The 20,708-nt window shown below is 69.4% G+C and carries 18 protein-coding genes; 6 read left to right on the top strand and 12 right to left on the bottom strand.

The features are described from left to right. Positions 1 to 63: 63 nt before the first annotated feature. Positions 64 to 1,002 (bottom strand): heme o synthase, encoded by a 939-nt coding sequence (locus SPF06_RS06550; RefSeq protein ID WP_323278203.1) that lies wholly within the window; start codon positions 1,000 to 1,002, stop codon positions 64 to 66. Positions 1,003 to 1,307: 305 nt separating this feature from the next. Here SPF06_RS06550 and tkt point away from each other — a divergent pair, with 305 nt between their 5' ends. The 6 genes from tkt (at position 1,308) to pgl (ending at position 9,569) form a co-directional block, all read left to right on the top strand. Then, on the top strand, positions 1,308 to 3,419 hold the full coding sequence (tkt, locus tag SPF06_RS06545; protein WP_323278202.1) for a transketolase: 2,112 nt from the start codon (positions 1,308 to 1,310) through the stop codon (positions 3,417 to 3,419). A gap of 23 nt (positions 3,420 to 3,442) precedes the next feature. Beyond that, positions 3,443 to 4,558 carry a transaldolase gene (gene tal / locus SPF06_RS06540; RefSeq protein WP_323278200.1) on the top strand — a complete coding sequence of 372 codons (1,116 nt, stop codon included), beginning with the start codon at positions 3,443 to 3,445 and terminating at the stop codon, positions 4,556 to 4,558. A 2-nt stretch (positions 4,559 to 4,560) separates the two neighbouring features. After that, entirely contained in the window at positions 4,561 to 6,171 is a 1,611-nt protein-coding gene (locus SPF06_RS06535) for a glucose-6-phosphate isomerase (protein WP_323278199.1), read from the top strand. A 95-nt stretch (positions 6,172 to 6,266) separates the two neighbouring features. Continuing rightward, positions 6,267 to 7,823, top strand: coding sequence for a glucose-6-phosphate dehydrogenase (gene zwf, locus SPF06_RS06530; RefSeq protein WP_323278198.1), 1,557 nt, complete (start codon positions 6,267 to 6,269; stop codon positions 7,821 to 7,823). Further along, a complete protein-coding gene (locus SPF06_RS06525) occupies positions 7,820 to 8,761 on the top strand; it encodes a glucose-6-phosphate dehydrogenase assembly protein OpcA (RefSeq protein WP_323278197.1) in 942 nt (313 codons plus the stop codon). The genes zwf and SPF06_RS06525 overlap by 4 nt, the downstream gene beginning before the upstream one ends. After that, the gene (pgl, locus tag SPF06_RS06520; RefSeq protein ID WP_323278196.1) at positions 8,751 to 9,569 is read left to right on the top strand and encodes a 6-phosphogluconolactonase; all 819 of its coding nucleotides are present in this window, start codon (positions 8,751 to 8,753) and stop codon (positions 9,567 to 9,569) included. The genes SPF06_RS06525 and pgl overlap by 11 nt, the downstream gene beginning before the upstream one ends. Positions 9,570 to 9,740: 171 nt before the next feature. Here the strand turns inward: pgl and secG are convergent, their stop codons facing one another. From secG to SPF06_RS06465, 11 genes are all read right to left on the bottom strand, one after another. Then, positions 9,741 to 9,998 (bottom strand): preprotein translocase subunit SecG, encoded by a 258-nt coding sequence (secG, locus tag SPF06_RS06515; RefSeq protein WP_323278195.1) that lies wholly within the window; start codon positions 9,996 to 9,998, stop codon positions 9,741 to 9,743. 45 nt (positions 9,999 to 10,043) lie between these two features. Then, positions 10,044 to 10,856: a triose-phosphate isomerase gene (tpiA, locus tag SPF06_RS06510; RefSeq protein WP_323278193.1), complete on the bottom strand. Its 813-nt coding sequence runs from the start codon at positions 10,854 to 10,856 to the stop codon at positions 10,044 to 10,046. 82 nt (positions 10,857 to 10,938) lie between these two features. Next, positions 10,939 to 12,174, bottom strand: coding sequence for a phosphoglycerate kinase (locus SPF06_RS06505; RefSeq protein ID WP_323278192.1), 1,236 nt, complete (start codon positions 12,172 to 12,174; stop codon positions 10,939 to 10,941). Positions 12,175 to 12,216: 42 nt separating this feature from the next. Then, a complete protein-coding gene (gene gap, locus SPF06_RS06500) occupies positions 12,217 to 13,224 on the bottom strand; it encodes a type I glyceraldehyde-3-phosphate dehydrogenase (protein ID WP_323278191.1) in 1,008 nt (335 codons plus the stop codon). Between the two features lie 307 nt (positions 13,225 to 13,531). Further along, positions 13,532 to 14,155, bottom strand: coding sequence for a superoxide dismutase (locus tag SPF06_RS06495; protein WP_428985718.1), 624 nt, complete (start codon positions 14,153 to 14,155; stop codon positions 13,532 to 13,534). Positions 14,156 to 14,268: 113 nt separating this feature from the next. Continuing rightward, positions 14,269 to 15,249, bottom strand: coding sequence for a DNA-binding protein WhiA (gene whiA, locus SPF06_RS06490; protein ID WP_323278190.1), 981 nt, complete (start codon positions 15,247 to 15,249; stop codon positions 14,269 to 14,271). Positions 15,250 to 15,332: 83 nt separating this feature from the next. After that, the gene (locus tag SPF06_RS06485) at positions 15,333 to 16,337 is read right to left on the bottom strand and encodes a gluconeogenesis factor YvcK family protein (RefSeq protein WP_323278189.1); all 1,005 of its coding nucleotides are present in this window, start codon (positions 16,335 to 16,337) and stop codon (positions 15,333 to 15,335) included. Positions 16,338 to 16,344: 7 nt separating this feature from the next. Further along, positions 16,345 to 17,268 (bottom strand): RNase adapter RapZ, encoded by a 924-nt coding sequence (gene rapZ / locus SPF06_RS06480; protein ID WP_323278188.1) that lies wholly within the window; start codon positions 17,266 to 17,268, stop codon positions 16,345 to 16,347. A 17-nt stretch (positions 17,269 to 17,285) separates the two neighbouring features. Continuing rightward, a complete protein-coding gene (gene uvrC / locus SPF06_RS06475) occupies positions 17,286 to 19,223 on the bottom strand; it encodes an excinuclease ABC subunit UvrC (RefSeq protein WP_323278187.1) in 1,938 nt (645 codons plus the stop codon). Positions 19,224 to 19,279: 56 nt separating this feature from the next. Beyond that, entirely contained in the window at positions 19,280 to 19,942 is a 663-nt protein-coding gene (locus tag SPF06_RS06470; protein ID WP_323278295.1) for a lysophospholipid acyltransferase family protein, read from the bottom strand. Beyond that, positions 19,942 to 20,703 carry an HAD hydrolase-like protein gene (locus SPF06_RS06465; protein ID WP_323278186.1) on the bottom strand — a complete coding sequence of 254 codons (762 nt, stop codon included), beginning with the start codon at positions 20,701 to 20,703 and terminating at the stop codon, positions 19,942 to 19,944. Before SPF06_RS06465 ends, SPF06_RS06470 begins: the two co-directional genes overlap by 1 nt. Between the last annotated feature and the right edge of the window lie 5 nt (positions 20,704 to 20,708).

Genomic DNA, 20,708 nt, shown 5'->3' with positions numbered 1-20,708 from the left:
CGACAGACGCGCCCCCGACCTCATGGGCCGGGGGCGCTTCTGTGCGTGCGGAGCGAGCGGGTCTCAGCCGACGATCGGCGCGCCGACGAACGGGTCGATCGCGAGGGCGAGGAACAGGACCGTGAGGTAGCTGATCGAGCCGTGGAAGACCTTCATGGCCTTCTTGTCCTCGATCTCCTCGCGCTGCGCGCGCCCGTAGAGCGCGTGCGACTCCCAGAGGAACCATCCGCCGGTGGCAACCGCCGCGATCGTGTAGACCCAGCCAGCGTGGCCGAGCGGGATCAGGAGGAGCGAGCAGATGACCATGGCCCACGCATACAGGACGACCTGGACCGAGACGATCTTCGCGCCCGCCACCGCCCCGAGCATGGGCACCTGCGCATTGCGGTAGTCCTCGCCGTAGCGCATCGAGAGCGGCCAGTAGTGCGGCGGCGTCCAGAGGAAGATCACCATGAAGAGGACGACGGCGGGCCACGCCACCGTGCCGGTCACGGCGGCCCAGGCAATGAGCACCGGGAAGCATCCGGCAGCACCGCCCCACACGATGTTCTGCGCGGTGCGGCGCTTGAGGACGAGCGTGTAGATGACGACGTAGAAGAAGATCGCAGCCGCGCCGAGCACCGACGAGAGCGGGTTGGCGCCGAACCACAGGATCGCGAGGGACGCGATGCCGAGCAGCCACGCGAACGCGAGGGCCTCGCGCGGCGTGACCTCGCCCGTGACGAGCGGACGGTTCTCTGTGCGCCGCATGAGGCGGTCGATGTCACGGTCGATGTAGCAGTTGAAGGCGCCGGCGCTGCCGGCTGCGAACGCGCCGCCGACGAGGGTCGCCGCAATCAGGCCGAGGGACGGGAACCCGCGCTGGGCGTAGATCATCGTGGGGAGTGTGCTCACGAGCAGGAGTTCGATGACGCGCGGCTTCGTGAGAGCAACGTAGGCCTTGAGCTTGCGGACGGTCCTTGAGCCCTTCGGGCGGGATGGAGCGTGGGCCTCTGTACTCACGGGTGCGCGACTCTTTTCTGCTTCTCCGACGAACCTCCATCATACCCGCGCGCGTGTCGGGACGGTTTCGGGGGGTTCACGTCCGCGAAGGTGTCCCGTGATTCACATTAGGCCCAATTTCCGGCAAACCACTGACCCCTGCGGAGCCTCGTGCGTAGTATGTGAGCTGGTTGTCCCGTTGTCGCAACGCGAGGGATACACAAGAAGACGTTTCAATGGTGAACGGCCGGCAGGCATCCGAGGGCCCACCATGACGGGCGCCCGGGCGCCGAGCCGCCGTCTGCGATGGAGAGGGGCTCGTTTCCGTGCCTGCTGTTGATGTTGATGTTCTGACGTGGACCGATGTGGACCGCAAGGCGGTGGACACGGTCCGGGTGCTGGCGGCGGATGCGGTGCAGAAGGTGGGCAACGGGCACCCGGGCACGGCGATGAGCCTGGCCCCGGCGGCGTACCTGCTGTTCCAGAAGCTCATGCGCCATGACCCCTCCGACCCGACGTGGATCGGGCGCGACCGGTTCATCCTCTCCCCCGGGCACTCGTCGCTCACGCTCTACATCCAGCTGTTCCTCGCAGGGTACGGCCTCGAGCTGAAGGACCTCGAGTCGCTGCGCACGTGGGGCTCGCTGACCCCCGGCCACCCGGAGTACGGGCACACGAAGGGCGTGGAGATCACGACCGGCCCGCTCGGGCAGGGCCTTGCCTCCTCGGTAGGCTTCGCGTACTCGCAGCGCCGCGAGCGGGGCCTGTACGACCCGTCGGCCGCCGAGGGCGCCTCGCCTTTCGACCACACGGTGTGGGTCATCGCGTCCGATGGCGACCTGCAGGAGGGCGTGACGTCCGAGGCGTCCTCGCTGGCCGGGCACCAGGAGCTGGGCAACCTCGTGGTGATCTACGACGAGAACCACATCTCGATCGAGGACGACACCGAGGTCGCCTTCACCGAGGATGTCCTCAAGCGCTACGAGGCGTACGGGTGGCACACCCAGCGCGTGGACTGGACGAAGACCGGCGAATACGTCGAGGACGTCCAGGAGCTCTACCAGGCGCTGCTGGCGGCCAAGGCCGAGACCGGGCGCCCGTCCATCATCTCGCTGCGCACGATCATCGGATGGCCTGCCCCGACTAAGCAGAACACCGGCAAGATCCACGGCTCGGCCCTCGGCGCCGAGGAGGTCGCGGCCCTCAAGCAGGTCCTGGGCTTCGACGCCGAGAAGTCCTTCGACGTCGACCCGGAGGTCCTCGCGCACACTCGGGCCGCGATCGAGCGCGGCCGAGCGGAGCGCGCTGCGTGGCAGGAGTCGTTCGACGCGTGGGCCGCGGCGAACCCCGCGGCCGCCGCGCTGCACGCCCGGATCGAGGCCCGGCAGCTCCCGACGGGCTGGGAGGCCTCCCTTCCGGAGTTCCCGGCTGGCAAGGACGTCTCGACCCGTGCCGCCTCCGGCAAGGTCCTGAACGCGATCGGCCCGGTCCTTCCTGAGCTGTGGGGCGGCTCTGCCGACCTCGCCGAGTCGAACAACACCACGATCGAGGGATCGCCCTCGTTCATCCCGGCCTCGCGCTCGACCGAGGCGTGGAAGGGCAACCCGTACGGGCGCGTGCTGCACTTCGGCATCCGCGAGCACGCTGCGGCCTCGATCGTGAACGGCATCACCCTCGGCGGGAAGACGCGCGCGTTCTCGGGCACGTTCCTCATCTTCTCCGACTACCAGCGGCCCGCGATCCGCCTCTCCGCACTCATGGGCATCCCGTCCACCTACGTGTGGACGCACGACTCGATCGGCCTCGGCGAAGACGGCCCGACCCACCAGCCGGTCGAGCAGCTCGCCTCGCTCCGCGCGATCGTCGGCCTCGACGTCGTCCGGCCCGCGGACGCGAACGAGGTTGCGTGGGCCTGGAAGACCATCCTCGAGAACACCGCCAACCCGGCCGGCATCGTCCTGACCCGCCAGAACCTGCCCGTCTACGAGCGTGGCGAGGGCGCGTTCGGCGACGCCGCCGGCGTGGCCAAGGGCGGCTACGTCCTCGCCGAGGCCCAGCGCGACGGCGCCGCCGTCACCCCCGACGTCGTCCTCATCGCGACCGGCTCCGAGGTCCACCTCGCCGTCGAGGCCCGCGAGGCCCTCGCCGCGGAAGGCATCGCGGCCCGTGTCGTGTCGATGCCGTGCGTCGAGTGGTTCCGCGCCCAGGACGCCGCCTACCAGGAGTCCGTCCTGCCCGCGGCCGTGAAGGCCCGCGTCTCAGTCGAGGCCGGACTGGCCCTCGGCTGGCGCGAATTCGTCGGCGACGCCGGGCGCACCATCAGCCTCGAGCACTACGGCGCCTCGGCCGACTACAAGACCCTCTTCCGCGAGTTCGGCATCACCGCCGAGGCCGTCGCCGAGGCCGCCAAGGACTCGCTCGCCGCCACCCAGGCCTGATCAACACCAAGGAGATCCCCACCATGACCACCCCCACTCAGGCCCTCTCCGACGCCGGTGTCTCCATCTGGCTCGATGACCTCTCCCGCGCCCGCCTCGCCGACGGCTCGCTCAAGGTCCTCATCGAGGAGAAGAACGTCGTCGGAGTGACCACGAACCCGTCGATCTTCCAGGCCGCCATCTCCAAGGGCCACGGCTACGACACGCAGCTCCGCGAGCTCGTGGAGGCCGGCGCGGACGTCGAGCAGGTCGTGTTCGAGCTCACGACCCAGGACGTCGCGGACGCGTGCGACCTCTTCGCCCCGATCGCGGAGGCGACCGGCGGCGTGGACGGGCGCGTCTCGATCGAGGTCGACCCGCGTCTCGCGTGGGACACCGCCGAGACGATCGCCGAGGCCCGCAAGCTGCACGCGAAGGTCGGCAAGTCCAACGTGCACATCAAGATCCCGGCCACGCTCGAAGGCCTCGAGGCCATCGCCGAGACCCTCGGCGCCGGCATCAGCGTCAACGTGACCCTGATCTTCTCCCTCGAGCGCTACCGCGCGGTGATCAACGCGTTCCTCACCGGCCTCGAGAAGGCCAAGGAGAATGGCCACGACCTGGCCCAGATCCACTCCGTCGCCTCGTTCTTCGTCTCCCGCGTGGACACCGAGATCGACAAGCGCCTCGACGCGATCGGCACCCCCGAGGCGGCCGCGCTCAAGGGCAAGGCCGGCCTCGCCAACGCCCGCCTGGCCTACCAGGTGTACGAGGAGGAGTTCTCCTCCGAGCGCTTCAAGCTCCTCGCCGCAGCCGGGGCCCTCCCGCAGCGCCCGCTGTGGGCTTCGACCGGCGTCAAGGACCCGTCCCTCCCGGACACGCTCTACGTCGCCGGCCTCGTCGCCGACGGCGTGGTCAACACGATGCCCGAGAAGACCCTCGAGGCGACCTACGACCATGGCGAGATCACCGGTGACACGGTCACGGCCACCTACGCCGAATCCAACGCCCTCCTCGACGCGCTCGAGAACCTCGGCGTCTCCTACAACGACGTCGTCGCCGTCCTCGAATCCGAAGGCCTCGACAAGTTCGTCGCATCCTGGAACGAGCTCCTCGCCGACGTCGAGGGCGCCCTCGCCGGCGCCGTGAAGGGAGCCTGAGCATGAGCGCCCTCACGTTCGACGCGACGGGAGCCGCGCGCGAGGCCGTTGAAGCCGTGGTGCCGCAGCTCGCGGCCGACGGCGTCGCGGGCCGGATCTTCGCAAAGGACCACACGCTGTGGGGCGCCGAGGCCGAGGAGGAGTCGTCGAAGCGCCTCGGCTGGGTCGACGCCGCAAGCGTCTCCCAGCCGCTCGTGGCTGACATCGTCGCCCTTCGCGACGCGTTCCGCGCCGAAGGCGTGGACCGGATCGTCCTGTGCGGCATGGGCGGATCGTCGCTCGCGCCCGAGGTCATCACGGCATCCGCGGGCGTCCCCCTCGTGGTCCTCGACTCGACCGATCCCGAGCAGGTGGCCGCCGCACTGGCCGAGCGGATCGAGGCCACGGCGATCGTCGTCTCCTCGAAGTCCGGGTCCACGGCCGAGACCGACTCGCAGCGCCGGGCCTTCGAGGCTGCCTTCGAAGCCGCCGGCATCGACGCGAAGCAGCGCATCGTCGTCGTCACCGACCCCGGATCGCCCCTCGATGCGGCAAGCCGCGACGCCGGGTACCGCGCCGTGTTCAACGCGGACCCAACAGTAGGCGGCCGCTACTCCGCGCTCACGGCCTTCGGGCTCGTGCCGTCGGGGCTCGCCGGAGTCGACGTGCAGGCCTTCCTCGACGAGGCCGAGGAGGCCGCGGAGCTCCTTCGCGAGGACTCCGAGGACAACATCGGCCTCCAGCTCGGTGCCGCCCTCGGCGGCACGTCCCCGCTGCGCGACAAGATCGTCATCGTCGAAGACGGCTCGGGGATCGCGGGCTTCGCCGATTGGGCGGAACAGCTCATCGCGGAATCGACGGGCAAGATCGGCCGAGGCATCCTCCCCGTCGTCGCCTCGGTCGACTCCCCCGAGGTGAGCGACGGCGCGGCCGACGTGCTCATCGTCCGCCTCGTCTCCGCAGACAAGGACCCGTCGCTCGGCGCGAACGAGGCCGCGGTGGGCGGCTCGCTCGCCACCCAGCTGCTCGTCTGGGAGTTTGCCACCGCCGTTGCGGGGCGTCTCCTCGGGATCAACCCGTTCGACCAGCCCGACGTCGAGGCAGCCAAGGTCGCCGCGCGCGGGCTGCTCGATGCCCGTCCCGAGCCGACCCCCGCCCTGTTCACGGAGGGCTCGATCGAGGTGCGCGGCGGCGAGTGGCTCGGCGGCGCGGCGACGGTCGAGGAGGCTCTCAAGGCACTCCTGGCCCAGTTGAGCCCCGAAGGCTACCTGAGCGTCCAGGCGTACCTCGACCGCCTCGCGTTCCCGCAGCTCGAAAGCGTCCGTGACTCCTTCGCGAAGGCCACGGGTCGGCCGACCACATTCGGCTGGGGCCCCCGCTTCCTCCACTCGACTGGCCAGTACCACAAGGGCGGCCCCGCCGTCGGCGTGTTCCTGCAGATCACGGCGGCGACCGACGTCGACGTCGAAATCCCGGGACGCCCGTTCACGTTCGGCCAGCTCATCACGGCGCAGGCCGCAGGCGACGCCCAGGTGCTCGCCGAGCACGGACGCCCGGTGCTTCGCCTTCACCTGACCGACCGAGCAGCAGGCGTTCGGCAGCTGACCGAGCTCGTATCGGCGCTGGCCCGCTGAGGCATCGAGCCGTCGGCCCGGCCGCCACGGCCGGGCCGACGGCTTTGCTGCGCATTGTGTCGCGCTGACCGCCCACGATGGAATAGAAAGGCATCATGCCAGAGAACGACTACGGCGCGACCGGGACGAGGCGGCGCAATCCGCTGCGCGACTCTCGTGATCGGCGCCTGAACCGCATCGCGGGGCCGTCGTCGCTCGTCCTCTTCGGAGTGACCGGCGACCTGGCCCGCAAGAAGCTCATGCCCGCCGTCTATGACCTCGCCAACCGCGGCCTCCTTCCGCCGAGCTTCGCCCTCGTGGGCTTCGCCCGCCGCGAGTGGGAGAACGAGGACTTCGCGGAAGAGGTCAAGGCTTCGGTCAAGCAGTACGCCCGCACTCCCTTCGACGAGGCCGTGTGGGCCCAGCTCAACGAGGGCGTGCGCTTCGTACAGGGCTCGTTCGACGACGACGAGGCGTTCGAGCGCCTCAAAGTCACCCTCGACGAGCTCGACGAGAAGCGCGGCACACGGGGCAACCACGCCTTCTACCTCTCGATTCCGCCCAAGGCCTTCGAACAGGTCTGCCGACAGCTCTCCAAGCATGGACTCGCACAGGCCCAGGAGGGCAAGTGGCGCCGAGTCGTCATCGAGAAGCCGTTCGGGCACAATCTCGAGTCGGCCCGGCAGCTCAACGACATCGTCGAGTCGGTCTTCCCCGCGGACGCCGTGTTCCGCATCGACCACTACCTCGGCAAGGAGACGGTCCAGAACATCCTCGCGCTGCGTTTCGCGAACCAGCTGTTCGAGCCGATCTGGAACGCGAATTACGTCGACCACGTCCAGATCACGATGGCCGAGGACATCGGGACCGGCGGACGCGCGGGCTACTACGACGGCGTGGGCGCGGCCCGAGACGTCATCCAGAACCACCTGCTCCAGCTCCTCGCCCTCACCGCGATGGAGGAGCCGATCTCCTTCAACGCGGAGGACCTCCGCGCAGAGAAGGAGAAGGTGCTCGCGGCGGTTCGCCTCCCCGAAGACCTCTCCCTTCACTCCGCGCGCGGCCAGTTCGCGGGCGGATGGCAGGGCGGCGAGCTCGTCAAGGGCTATCTCGAAGAGGACGGCATCCCCGCCGACTCCACGACCGAGACCTACGCCGCGATCCGCGTGGACATCCACACGCGACGGTGGGCTGGCGTGCCGTTCTACCTCCGCGCCGGCAAGCGGCTCGGCCGCCGCGTGACCGAGATCGCCGTCGTGTTCAAGAAGGCGCCCAACCTCCTGTTCCGCGACCAGGGGACGGCAGAATTCGGCCAGAACGCCGTCGTGATCCGGGTCCAGCCGGACGAGGGCGCCACGATCCGATTCGGCTCGAAGGTTCCGGGCACCCAGATGGAGGTGCGGGACGTGAGCATGGACTTCGGCTACGGCCACTCGTTCACCGAGTCGTCGCCCGAAGCGTATGAGCGCCTCATCCTCGACGTGCTGCTCGGCGAGCCGCCGCTCTTCCCGCGCCACGAGGAAGTCGAGCTCTCGTGGAAGATCCTCGATCCCTTCGAGGAATACTGGGCGGAGACCGGCGACAAGCCCGAACCGTACGCACCTGGCAGCTGGGGCCCCGCGTCCGCGGACGTGCTCATGGCCCGCGACGGACGTTCTTGGAGGCGGCCATGATCATCGACCTTCCCCACACGACGACGTCGAAGGTCTCGAAGGAGCTCATGAACCTCCGCCATCAGGGCGGCGTCGTGGCTCTCGGACGGGTCCTCACGCTCGTTGTCATCACGAAGCACGGGTACGAGGAAGAGGCCATCGAGGCCGCCAACCAGGCGAGCCGCGAGCATCCGTGCCGCATCATCGTCCTCGTGGACTCGGGCCGCGACTCGGCGGACCGCATCGACGGCCAGATCCGCGTCGGCGGCGACGCAGGGGCGTCCGAGGTCGTCGTCCTGCGGGGCTACGGCCGGCTCGCGGAGGAAAACGAGTCGCTCGTCTCAGCGCTTCTCCTGCCCGACGCCCCGATCGTCGCGTGGTGGCCCCATGGGGCTCCCGTCGACGCGAGCGCCTCGTCGATCGGCTGCATCGCCCATCGGCGGATCACCGACTCGGGCAACGAGCCGGATCCCACCGAAGCGCTTTACCACATCCGCGAGACCTACCGCGCGGGCGATACAGACCTCGCATGGACGCGCCTCACGAACTGGCGCATCCAGCTCGCCGCGGCGCTCGACCAGGCGGACGATACCCCCGTGACGGCAGTGACCGTCGAAGGCGCGTCCGACTCGCCGAGCACGGTGCTGCTCGCGGCATGGCTCACCCTCGAGCTCGACGTTCCGGTCACGATCGTGTCCGATCCGGCGGGGACCGGCATTCGCCGCGTCCGCCTGAGCCGCGCGTCGGGCGACATCCAGCTCTACCGCCCGGGGCTCACGGTGGCCGAGCTCACGCAGCCGGGACAGCCGTCGCAGCGCATCGCGCTCCCCCGCCGCACCCTCGAGGACTGCCTCGCGGAGGAACTGCGCCGCCTCGATCCCGACGAGGTGTTCGGCGAAGTCCTTGCCGACGGGCTTCCGCGCACCAACCTGAGGAGTGTGACGCCCAGTGAGCGCTGATCCCCGTGTGAGCATCCATCCCGACTCGGGCGTGCTGCTCGCGGCGATCGCCGCGCGGCTCATCACGAAGCTTGTCGACACCCAGGACAGGTACGGGGACGCGACGATCGTCCTCACGGGCGGCACGATGGGCATCGGGACGCTTCGCGCCGTCGCCGAGTCCCCCGCGTGCGCCGCCGTCGACTGGTCGAAGGTCAATGTCTGGTGGGGCGACGAGCGCTTCGTCGCGGCAGACTCGCCGGACCGCAACGTCCTCCAGGCGCAGCGGGCCCTGCTCGACAGGCTGCCCCTCGACCCGGCGCGCGTCCACGTTCCGGGCGCCACGGGCGACTTCGAGACGGCCGACGACGCCGCAGCGGACTACGCGCGGCAGCTCGCCGACGCGGCGGCCCGTGAACACGCCGCGGACTTCTCCGACAGCAGGCCTGACGAGCCGGGCCTCCTCCCGCGTTTCGACGTCCTGCTCCTCGGGGTCGGCCCTGACGCGCACGTCGCGTCGCTCTTCCCAGAGATGGCAGGCATTCGGGAGACCGAGCGGACCGTCGTCGGCGTCGAGAACTCCCCGAAGCCGCCTCCCGCGCGCATCACGCTCACGCTCCCCGTGATCAAGTCGGCCGGAGAGGTCTGGATGCTCGTGGCGGGCGAGGACAAGGCTGGCGCCGTTGGCCTCGCCCTCGCGGGGGCGGGGACTGTCCAAGTACCGGCCGCCGGCGCCCGCGGCCGTGACCGCACGCTGTGGCTCATCGACGCCGCGGCAGCATCGAAGGTGCCCGAGAACCTCCTCCGCAAGGAGCCGGCCTCGGCCTGAGCAAGGCGAAAGGCATCACACCAGTTCGGGGGTCACGTCCTGTGGGTGTTCCACCCGCAGGACGCGACCCCCGAACGGTCAAGTGGCGGGAGCACCCGCAGGACGCGACCCTTAAAAGGGCGAGGGCGGGAACAGCGGTGCTGTTCCCGCCCTTGTGGCGCCCATGGACCGCTAGGACTCCCCGGCTCCGGAGAAGCGGAGGATGAGGCCGAGCGCGATGATCACGATTCCCCACGTGAGGCCGAGAATGATCGTGAAGCGGTTGAGATTCCGCTCAGCGACACCCGAGGACGCAAGCCCCGAGGACATCCCGCCGCCGAACATGTCCGACAGTCCGCCGCCGCGGCCCTTGTGCATGAGAATGAGCAGGGTCAGCAGCAGGCTCGTGATGCCGAGCAGGATCTGCAGGATGATCTGGAGTACTTGCACCGTGTTGCCTCGTGGCCTTCCCTCGAGTGGTTTGCGGGGTGGTCGTTATGCGCCCGCGTGGCTCTCGAACCTGACAATGCTAGCAAATTCGGCCGGATCGAGGCTCGCGCCGCCGACGAGCACGCCGTCGACATCGGGCTGGCCGAGGATCGCCGCCGCGTTCGCTGCCTTCACGGAGCCACCGTAGAGCAGGCGCGCCGCCGCTGCCGCCTCGAGGCCGAAGATGGTCGCAAGCTCGGCACGGATCGCGGCGCACATCTCCTGGGCGTCCTCCGGACCCGCGACCTCGCCCGTTCCGATGGCCCACACGGGCTCGTAGGCGACCACAAGCGTCGCGGCCTGCTCGGCCGTAAGGCCGTCGACGTCGGCCCGGAGCTGCGCGAGGGTGTGCTCGACGTGCTGGCCGGCCTGGCGCACGTCGAGGCCTTCGCCGACGCACAGCACGGGAACGAGCCCGTGCCGGTACGCGGCCTTCGTCTTGGCATTGAGAACCTCGTCGGTCTCACGGTGGATCGTGCGCCGCTCGCTGTGCCCCACCAGCGCGTACGCGCAGCCGAGCTTGGACAGGAAGGCCCCACTGATGTCCCCCGTGTAGGCTCCCGAGTCGAACTCCGAGAGGTCTTGGGCGCCGTAGTGGACCTTGAGGTCGTCACCGTGGACAAGGGTCTGGACGCCGCGGAGATCCGTGAAGGGCGGGAAGACGGCGACCTCGACGCGGCTGAAGTCGTGGCGCGCGTCGTCGAGGGTCCAGGCGAGCTTCTGGAGCAGCGTGATGCCCTGGACGTGGTCCATGTTCATCTTCCAGTTGCCGGCAATGAGCGGGGTGCGATCGAACGTTCCGTTCGAGGACGTGGTCACGATGTCTCCTGTCATGGTCCTGCGGCGTAGAGCGCGCCGCCCCGCCGAGAGGACGGGGCGGCGCGCTGGAGGTTCTGGAGGGCTAGGCTCCGAGGGCTGTGAGGCCCGGGAGCTCCTTGCCCTCGAGGTATTCGAGGCTCGCGCCGCCGCCCGTCGAGATGTGGCCGAACTGGTCGTCTGCGAAGCCGAGCGTGCGCACGGCAGCCGCAGAATCGCCGCCGCCCACGACGGTGAGCGCACCCGCCGTCGTCGCGTCGGCAAGCGCCTGCGCGACCGCCTTCGTTCCTGCTGCGAAGGCCGGGAACTCGAACACGCCCATAGGGCCGTTCCAGAACACGGTCTTCGCGGCGGCGATCTCCTTCGCGAAGGCCGCGGCGGTTTCGGGCCCGATGTCGAGGCCGATGCCCGCATCGACGAACGCGGTGCCTTCGATCGCGTCGGCAGAGGCCACCTCGTACTCGGCGTCGGCCGCGAACTTCGAGGCGACGACGACGTCGGTCGGGAGCACGAACTCGGTCCCAGCCGCGGCAGCCCGCTCGAGATACGCCTGGACGGTACCGATCTGGTCCTGCTCCAGGAGGCTCGAGCCGACCTTGTGGCCCTGGGCGGCCAGGAACGTGAACAGCATGCCGCCGCCCACGAGGATACGGTCCGCCTTGCCGATGAGGTTGTCGATCACCGCGAGCTTGTCCGAGACCTTCGAGCCGCCGAGCACGACGACGTAGGGCCGCTCGGCGCCCTCGGTGAGGCGCTTGAGCACCTCGACCTCGGCGCGCACGAGCTCGCCCAGATAGGCGGGCAGGATCGACGCGACGTCGTAGACGCTCGCGTGCTTGCGATGCACGGCCCCGAAGGCGTCGTCGACGTAAGCCCCGGTCTCACCCGTGAGCGCGGCAAGCTCACGCGCGAACTCAGCCCGTTCGGCGTCGTCCTTGCTCGTCTCGCGCGCGTCGAAGCGCACGTTCTCGAGCACGAGCACCTCGCGGTCGCCGAGGGCCGCGGCAAGCTCCTGCGCGCTCGGGCCCACGACATCGCCCGCGAGGCGCACCGGGAAGGCGGCAAGCTCCGCGAGACGGTCGACGGCGGGGCGCAGCGAATACTTCTCGTCCGGGGTCCCCTTGGGGCGGCCGAGGTGGGCCATGACGATGACCCGGGCGCCGGCGTCGGCCAGCTTGGCGATGACGGGCAGCGATGCGCGGACACGGCCGTCGTCGGTCACGGTGGAACCGTCGAGCGGCACGTTCAGGTCCGACCGGACCAGAACGTGCCGCCCACGGACACCATCGGCGAGCAGCTCGTCGAGAGTGTGTGCAGTCATGGACTCAGGCTATCCGAGTTCCCCGAACGTTACGGCCGGGTCTCAGAGCTTGGACGCGACGAGCTCGGCGAGGTCCACGAGGCGGTTCGAGTAGCCCCACTCGTTGTCGTACCACGAGACAACCTTGACCTGGTTGCCGATGACCTTCGTGAGGCCGGCATCGAAGATCGACGAGGCCGGGTCGGAGACGATGTCCGACGACACGATCGGGTCCTCGGTGTAGGTGAGGTAGCCCGCGAGCGGGCCGGACTCGGACGCGGCCTTGACCGCGGCGTTGACCTCGTCGCGCGTGACCTCGCGCGAAACCGTGACGGTGAGATCGGTCGCAGAGCCCGTGGGGACGGGGACGCGGATCGCGAAGCCGTCGAGCTTGCCCTTGAGCTCCGGGAGCACGAGGCCGATGGCCTTCGCGGCGCCCGTCGAGGTCGGAACCATGTTGATCGCGGCGGCGCGGGCGCGGCGGAGATCGCGGTGCGGGCCGTCCTGGAGGTTCTGGTCCGCGGTGTAGGCGTGCACCGTCGTCATGAGGCCGCGCTCGATGCCGAACGCGTCGTTGATGGCCTTGGCGAGCGGGCCCAGGCAGTTCGTGGTGCACGAGGCGTTCGAGATGATGCTGTGGTTCGCCGCGTCGTACGTGTCGTCGTTGACGCCCATGACGATCGTGACGTCCTCGTCCGTCGCCGGAGCCGAGATGATGACCTTCTTCGCACCAGCGTCGAGGTGCTTCTTCGCGTCCGCGGCCTTCGTGAAGAAGCCCGTGGACTCGATGACGATGTCGACGCCGAGCTCGCCCCACGGGAGGTTCGCGGGGTCGCGCTCCGCGAGGACCTTGATCTCGTTGCCGCCGACGACGATGTTGCCGTCGCGGGCCTCGACCTTCTCGCTCAGGCGGCCGGTCACCGAGTCGTACTTGAGCAGGTGGGCCAGAGTCTCGGGGCTCGTGAGGTCATTGACGGCCACGATCTCAAGGTCGGCACCCTGGGAAAGGGCGGCGCGGAAGAAGTTGCGGCCGATCCGGCCAAAGCCGTTGATGCCAATGCGGGTAGTCACTCTGGTAGCTCTCCTTGATGCTCAGCCGAGCATCCCACCTGGGTGACTGCTCGGACTGTCTGAACGGTCTCGCACATCATTGGGCAGAGATTTGCACAAGGAAAGGCCAGCAGCCCGAGTCTCCATTGTCCATGGCTGAAAGGCTGGTGAGCCTTTCCGCACCCCATCCTACGGAAAAAGGGCCCGTCCGTGAACAGACGGGCCCCCTTTCCGAGGTTTCGGCGTGAAATCCCTGCAATGTGACAGAAATCTCCCAGCCGACGGGCGCGGCCGCGAGGAACTCAGTCCTCACAGAACCGCACAAGGCTCACGCGGGCAGGACGAGCTTCTGCGCCCCGGCGCGGGCGCCCTCGAAGCGCTGCGCGACGTCGGCCCAGTTGACGATGTTCCAGAACGCCTTGACGTAGTCAGCCTTGACGTTGACGTAGTCGAGGTAGAACGCGTGCTCCCACATGTCGAGCATGAGCAGCGGGATGGTCCCGACAGGGACGTTGCCCTGCTGGTCGTAGAGCTGCTCGATGACGACGTTGCCGCCGAGGGGCTCGTACGCGAGGATCGCCCAGCCGGAGCCCTGGAGGCTCGTCGCCGCCGCGCTGAAGTGCGCCACAAACTTGTCGAACGAGCCGAACGACTCGTCGATCGCCGCGGCCAGCTCGCCCTCGGGCTTGTCGCCGCCCTCGGGCGAGAGGTTGTTCCAGAAGATCGAGTGGTTCGTGTGGCCGCCGAGGTGGAACGCGAGGTCCTTGCTGAGTCGCGTCACATCGGCAAAGTTGCCGGCTTCGCGGGCTTCCGCGAGCTTCTCGAGCGCCGTGTTGGCGCCTGCCACATACGCGGCGTGGTGCTTGTCGTGGTGGAGTTCCATGATCCGCGCCGAGATGTGCGGCTCGAGGGCCGCGTAGTCGTACGGGAGCTCAGGCAGTACGTAGGTCACAACAATCCTCCATCGGTCGGTTCCCCGCCGCGCGCTTGCATCGCGGGGCGGGCTGGTGACGGCTCCATCCTATGCAGATCCCCGCGCCCAACCGGAAGCTCGGCGGGCGGGAATCAGCCGTCAAGCATGTCCGGCGTAACGTTGGCGTCGGTGCCGGGGATTCCCGTCTCGACCGCCTTCTTGTCCGCCATCGCCAGGAGGCGGCGGATGCGGCCCGCGATCGCGTCCTTCGTGAGCGGCGGATCCGCGAGGCGCCCGAGCTCGTCAAGGCTTGCCTGCTTGTGCGCGACGCGGAGCTCGCCGGCGTACCGGAGGTGATCCGGCACGTCGTCCCCGAGGATCTCGAGAGCCCGCTCGACGCGCGCGCCCGCCGCGACCGCGGCCTGCGCCGAGCGGCGCAGATTGGCGTCGTCGAAATTGGCGAGCCGGTTCGCCGTCGCCCGCACCTCCTTGCGCATGCGGCGCTCCTCCCACGCCATGAGCGCGTCGTGCGCCCCCATGCGAGTGAGCAGCGCCGCGATCGTGTCGCCGTCGCGCACGACGACGCGGTCCACGCCGCGCACTTCGCGCGCCTTCGCGGCGATCCCCAGTCGGCGGGCCGCCCCGACGAGCGCGAGGGCCGCCTCGGGCCCTGGGCACGTCACTTCGAGCGACGACGAGCGGCCGGGCTCCGTGAGCGAGCCGTGGGCGAGGAACGCGCCGCGCCACACCGCTTCTGCGTCCGCCGCGGAGCCGTTGACGACTGCGGACGGCAGCCCCCGGACGGGGCGGCCGCGGTTGTCGAGCAGCCCGGTCTGGCGTGCGAGGGCCTCGCCCTCGCGGACGACCCGGATCACGTAGCGGCTCCCGCGGCGCAGCCCGCCGCCCGAGACGACGATGATCTCGGCCGAGTGGCCGTACACCTCGGAGATCGCCGTCCTGAGCCGCCGCGCTGTCGACGCGAGATCGACCTCAGCCTCGATGACGATACGGCCCGAGATGATGTGAAGCCCCCCGGCGAAGCGAAGCATCGCCGAGACCTCGGCCTTCCGCTCGGACGACTTCTTGACGGCGAGATGCGAGAGCTCTTCCTTGACGCTCTGGGTCAGTGCCACGCGAGTGCCTCCCGTGCTGCTTCGGACGCGTTCTGCGCTGCCATCATCCAATCCCCTGTCGACATGCCCTCGATCATCCGGCGTCACTTGCTGTTGCCGGAGAACACTTCGTGATACGCCGCAGCGAGCCGCAAGGGATCGTGCACGGCGCGCTGGCCGGAAACTCCCACTCTACCGAAGTGGACCTCGGCACCGAGTTCCGCCGCCGCGCGCTCGAACTCGGCGGGATCCCCGACCGTGCCGATCTCGGCCACGACGGCGTCCACCGTGAACTCCGGCGCCGTGCGCTGGAGGACCCGAAGGTGGTCCGATGCCGTCATGCCGCTCGTCTCCTTCGTGTCGCTCAGGAGGTTCATGGCGAGGCAGCGCCGGGCCGGCGTGTCGGAGAGCGCCTGGCGCATCTCGGGCAGGAGGAGATGCGGGAGGACCGATGTGTACCACGAGCCCGGGCCCAGCACGATCCAATCCGCAAACTCGATCGCACTTAGGGCCTCGGGGCATGCCGGAGCGTCCTCGGGCAGGAGCCGGACGTCTTCGAGCCGGCCCGCGACGGCGCACGCCGCCTGGCCCCGGATGAGCTCGCCTGGGCCGCCCGCCGGGGAGGCGACCGTGCCCTCGATCATGAGCGGAACCTGGGACATCGGGAGCACTTCGCCGCGCGCGCCGAGCAGCGCGCCGGCCCACCGGAGCCCGTCGACGACGTCCCCGAGGAGTTCGCACAGCGTCATGATGAGCAGATTGCCCATGGCGTGGTTCTCGAGGCCACTCGTTCCCGCGGGCGACCGGAACCGATGCTGCATGACGTCACGCCACGTCCGGCCCCAGTCGGTGTCGTCGCACAGGGCAGCGAGGGCCATGCGGAGATCCCCCGGCGGGATGACGCCGAAGTCGCGGCGCAGGCGCCCGGAGGAGCCGCCGTCGTCGGCGACCGTGACGACCGCAGTGAGATCCGCCGTCAGGAGGCGGAGCGCAGAGAGGGAGGCTGCAAGCCCGTGGCCCCCTCCAAGCGCGACGACGGAGGGACCCTTCGGCGTTCCGCCCGAGGTTCCCGTGCCCGGCGGGACGAGAGGGAGCTGACCGGTGAACACCGCGGCGTCACTCCCGCCCGAGGTCGCGATGCGAGGTCGTCACCGTGACGCGGGGCTGCTGTGCGAGGCGCTTCGAGAGCTCCTCGGCGATCGCCACCGAGCGATGCTTGCCGCCGGTGCAGCCCACGGCGATAGTCGCGTAGTGCTTGTTCTCCTTGCGGTAGCCCGCGAGGACAGGCTCGAGGGCGTGGACGAAACGGGTCACGAACTCCTCCGCGCCGCTCGCGACGAGGACGTAGTCGCGCACATCCGGATCGAGGCCAGTGTGCGGGCGGAGCTGCGGGATCCAGTGCGGATTCGGAAGGAAGCGCACGTCCGCGACGTAGTTGGCATCGGCGGGCAGCCCATACTTGAAGCCGAAGCTCATGACGTTGAGCCGCAGGGTCACGGGCCCCTTCTCCGAGAAGAGCTCCGTGATCGCCGTCGCGAGTCCGTGCACGTTGTAGTCCGACGTGTCGAGCACGAGCGTGGACTGCTCCCTGAGCTCTGCGAGGAGCGCCCGCTCGGCCGTGATGCCGTCCAGGATGCGGCCCCCGCCCTGCAGCGGATGCGGGCGGCGGCCCTGCTCGAAGCGGCGGATGAGCACGTCGTCGCTCGAGTCGAGGAACAGGACCCGGTACTCGATGCCCCGCGTATCGAGCGCGTGCAGCGCCTCGCGAATGTCCGCGAAGAGCGCCTTGCTGCGCACGTCCATGACGACGGCGAGCTTCGGGATCTTGTCCGAGGCGTGGACGATGAGCTCCGAGAGCGTGCCAAGGAGCTGCGGGGGCAGGTTCTCGACGACGTACCAGCCGTGGTCCTCGAGCGCGTTCGCGGCCGTACTGCGCCCCGCGCCCGACATGCCGGTCACGATGAGGAACTCGGCCGACTGCGGCTTGACTGGCAGCAGCTCAGTGGGCTCGTGCGGGTCCGCCGCGCTGGTCTGGGTCATGCGCCCAGCCTAGCCAATCAGTCGAGGATTTCGCCGGTGCTGAGGTTCACCGCCGGTTCGGTTTCGTCGGCCTCGGCGCCGTGGAACGTCGCGAAGACCGTCGCCGCGAGCGACGGGCCAACTCCGCCGACCTCGGCGAGCTCCTCCGCCGTCGCCGCGCGGAGACGCCTGAGCGAGCCGAAATGCGCGAGGAGCGCCTTCTTGCGGGCCGGGCCGAGACCCGGAATCTCGTCGAGGGCGGACGCCGTCATGGCCTTGCCACGCCGCTGGCGATGGAACGTGATCGCGAAGCGGTGCGCCTCGTCCCGGATGCGCTGGAGGAGGTAGAGGCCCTGCGAGGCCCGCGGGAGGATGACTGGGAAGTCCCCCTCGGGAAGCCACACCTCCTCGAGCCGCTTCGCGAGGCCCACGACGCGCACCTCGTCGTCCCCGATGCCAAGTGCGGCAAGGGCCTTGGCCGCGGCTGCGACCTGGGGCTGGCCGCCGTCGACGACGACGAGGTTGGGCGGGTAGGCGAACTTGCGGTTCTGGTCCCTCTCCTCGACGGGGAGGTCCCGCTCCGCGAGATAGTTGCGGAAGCGGCGCGTGAGCACGTCGTGCATCGCGGCCGTATCGTCCCTCGCCGCCTCGCCCGAGATCGCGAACTTGCGGTACTCGGACTTCTTCGCGAGGCCGTCCTCCACGACGACCATGGACGCGACGACGTTCGTGCCCTGGACATGGGAGATGTCGAAGCTCTCGATGCGCAGGGGCGGCTCGGTGAGCTCGAGTGCCTCCTGGAGCTCTTGGAGCGCGAGGGACCGGTTCGTGATGTCCCCCGCGCGGCGGATCTTGTGAAGCCTGAGGGCCTGCACGGCGTTCTCATGCACGGTCTTCGCGAGCGCGGCCTTGTCACCCCGCCGCGGAACCCGCAGATCGACCTTGGCCCCGCGGAGGCCCGAGAGCCAAATGGTGAGCTGGTCGGCGTCGTCCGGCATTGCGGGAACGAGGACCTCGCGGGGAATCCGCGCGTCCGTCTCGGCCTGCGCGCCGTACACCTGCTGGAGCAGGTGCTCGACGAGGGCGGGACCGGACGCCTCCTCGACCTTCTCGACCACCCAGCCGCGCTGGCCGCGGATGCGTCCGCCGCGGACGTGGAAGACCTGGACTGCAGCCTCGAGATCGTCTTCCTCGACCGCGAACACATCCGCATCGGTATCCTCCGAGAGCACGACGGCGTTGCGCTCGAAGACCTTCTTCATCGCGATGACGTCGTCTCGGAGGGCCGCCGCCGTCTCGAAGTCGAGCTCGTCCGCGGCTGCGGCCATTTTCTTCTCGAGCTGCGAGATGAAGCGTGTGGCCTCGCCGCCCATGAACGCGCAGAAGTCCTCGGCGATCGCGTAGTGCTCGTCGGGGGCCACCCGGCCGACGCACGGCGCGGAGCACTTGTCGATGTAGCCGAGGAGGCACGGGCGGCCGCTCTGCTCGGCCCGCCGGAACACCCCGGCGCTGCAGCTCCGCACGGGGAAGACCTTGAGCAGGGTGTCCATCGTCTCCCGGATAGCGCCCGCTGTGTATGGCCCGAAATACCTCGTGCCCTTGCGGCGGTCGCCGCGCATGACCTGGACGCGGGGGAACTTCTCCCCCATCGTGACCGCGAGATACGGATACGTCTTGTCGTCGCGGAACGCGAGGTTGAACCGGGGATCGAACTCCTTGATCCACGTGTATTCGAGCTGAAGCGCCTCGAGCTCGCTCCCCACGACCGTCCACTCGACGCTCGCGGCAGAATGCACCATCGCGTACGTCTTCGGCAGGAGCGTGGCGGGATTCGCGAAGTAGGACGTCAGGCGCTGGCGAAGGTTCTTCGCCTTGCCGACGTAGATGACGCGCCCGTGCGGATCACGGAACCTGTAGACGCCCGGATCGGTCGGGATCTCGCCCGTCTTCGGCCGGTAGCTCGCTGGATCTGCCACCGCTCCAGTCTAGTAAGGGCGGGAGGGCAGGGGTGCAAAAGAGGGGTGGGGAGGGCCTACTCGTGGGCCGGGGGCTTGTTGTAGCCGTCGGCGCGTTCCTGCCCGCTCAAGGCCGCGATCGCGTCCATGATCCGGTCCGTCGCCTCACGCCGCACGGGAAGCGAATGGTCGGGGCCCAGCTTGTCGAAGTAGAGCGGCTCGCCCACCCGCATGCTGAAATGCTGGGGCCGGACAGTGTTCTTCCCGGCCGGCTGGAGCTTTTCGGTGCCTTCGAGTCCCACAGGCACCACGGGAGCGCCCGTGGTGAGCGTGAGCCAGCCGACGCCCGTGCGCCCGCGGTAGAGAAGCCCGTCGCGCGAGCGCGTCCCCTCCGGATAGATGCCCACTCCTTCGCCGCGCTCGAGGACGTCGAGGAGCGTCTTGAGGGCCGCCACGCTTGCGGCCTGCTCGCCGCGTTCGACCGGGATCGAGCCGACGCCCTCGAAGAAGGACTTCATGATCTTGCCCTTGACGCCGCGGCCCGTGAAGTACTCGGCCTTCGCGAAGAAGCCGACTTTGCGGGGCATGAGGGCCTGGATGATCACAGAGTCGAGAAACGAGAGATGGTTGGATGCGACGATGAACGGCCCGTCCTGCGGGACGTTCTCGAGGCCAGTCACGGTCGGGCGGCACAGGCCCGCGATGAGGGCGCGGATGCTCGTCCGGCTTGCCTGGTACATCAGCGGCACGAATCGGCCTCCACGGGTTCGGGGTCAGCGGAACCGGACAGAACAGGGGCAGCAACGGCGGCGACCGCGCGACCGTCCAGAGGGAGGAGCCGTTCGACGGCGTCGCCCGCCTCTCGCGCGTCCGCCACACGGGCCGCGAGGTCAAGGGCCTCGAGCTCGCCGGGCTCGGCGAAGCCCCACGTAACGGCGATACATGGGAGGCCGTTCGCCGCGGCCCCGGCCGCGTCGTGGCGCCGGTCGCCGATCATGACCGAGCGTTCCGGCGCCGCGTGGTTGACCGAGAGCGCCGCGGCGACGATGCTCGCCTTGCCGTCGGCGAGCGGGGGCAGCGTCTCGTCGTCCGGGGCCCCATGGATGCTGTGGAAGCGTGAGTCGAGACCTTGGATGGTGAGGAGCTTCTTCGCAAGCGATTCGGGCTTCTGCGTCGCCACCGCGAGGTGGTAGCCGGCTTCGCGGAGCCGATCGAGAAGCTCGCGAATGCCGGGATACGGCCGGCTCTGCGCCATCCCGGCCGAGATGTAGCGGCGCCGGTACGCATGGACGACGGCGGGCACAACCTCGGCGGGCACGTCCGCGAGGCGAGCGAGGGACTCGACGAGCGGCGGCCCCACCATGGAGTCGAGGGTCGCGGCGTCGGGGACGGGCAGGCCGTGGGCTTCGAGGGCGAAGGCAATCCCGCCGGTGATGCTTCCGGCGGGATCCACGAGCGTGCCATCCAGGTCGAAGATCACGAGCGCCGGGCTGTCTGTCACCGGGA

Source organism: Sinomonas terricola (genome assembly GCF_034931225.1).
Lineage (GTDB): Bacteria > Actinomycetota > Actinomycetes > Actinomycetales > Micrococcaceae > Sinomonas > Sinomonas terricola.
The sequence above is the reverse complement of the archived record's forward strand: the minus strand, read 5'-3'. Positions and strand labels throughout refer to the sequence as shown.

Coding starts and splice junctions, on each gene's coding strand:
- tal (WP_323278200.1), top strand. CDS start 3,443: ATGACCACCCCCACTCAGGCCCTCTCCGACGCCGGTGTCTCCATCTGG.
- SPF06_RS06535 (WP_323278199.1), top strand. CDS start 4,561: ATGAGCGCCCTCACGTTCGACGCGACGGGAGCCGCGCGCGAGGCCGTT.
- zwf (WP_323278198.1), top strand. CDS start 6,267: ATGCCAGAGAACGACTACGGCGCGACCGGGACGAGGCGGCGCAATCCG.
- SPF06_RS06525 (WP_323278197.1), top strand. CDS start 7,820: ATGATCATCGACCTTCCCCACACGACGACGTCGAAGGTCTCGAAGGAG.
- SPF06_RS06505 (WP_323278192.1), bottom strand. CDS start 12,174: ATGACTGCACACACTCTCGACGAGCTGCTCGCCGATGGTGTCCGTGGG.
- rapZ (WP_323278188.1), bottom strand. CDS start 17,268: ATGACCCAGACCAGCGCGGCGGACCCGCACGAGCCCACTGAGCTGCTG.
- SPF06_RS06470 (WP_323278295.1), bottom strand. CDS start 19,942: ATGTACCAGGCAAGCCGGACGAGCATCCGCGCCCTCATCGCGGGCCTG.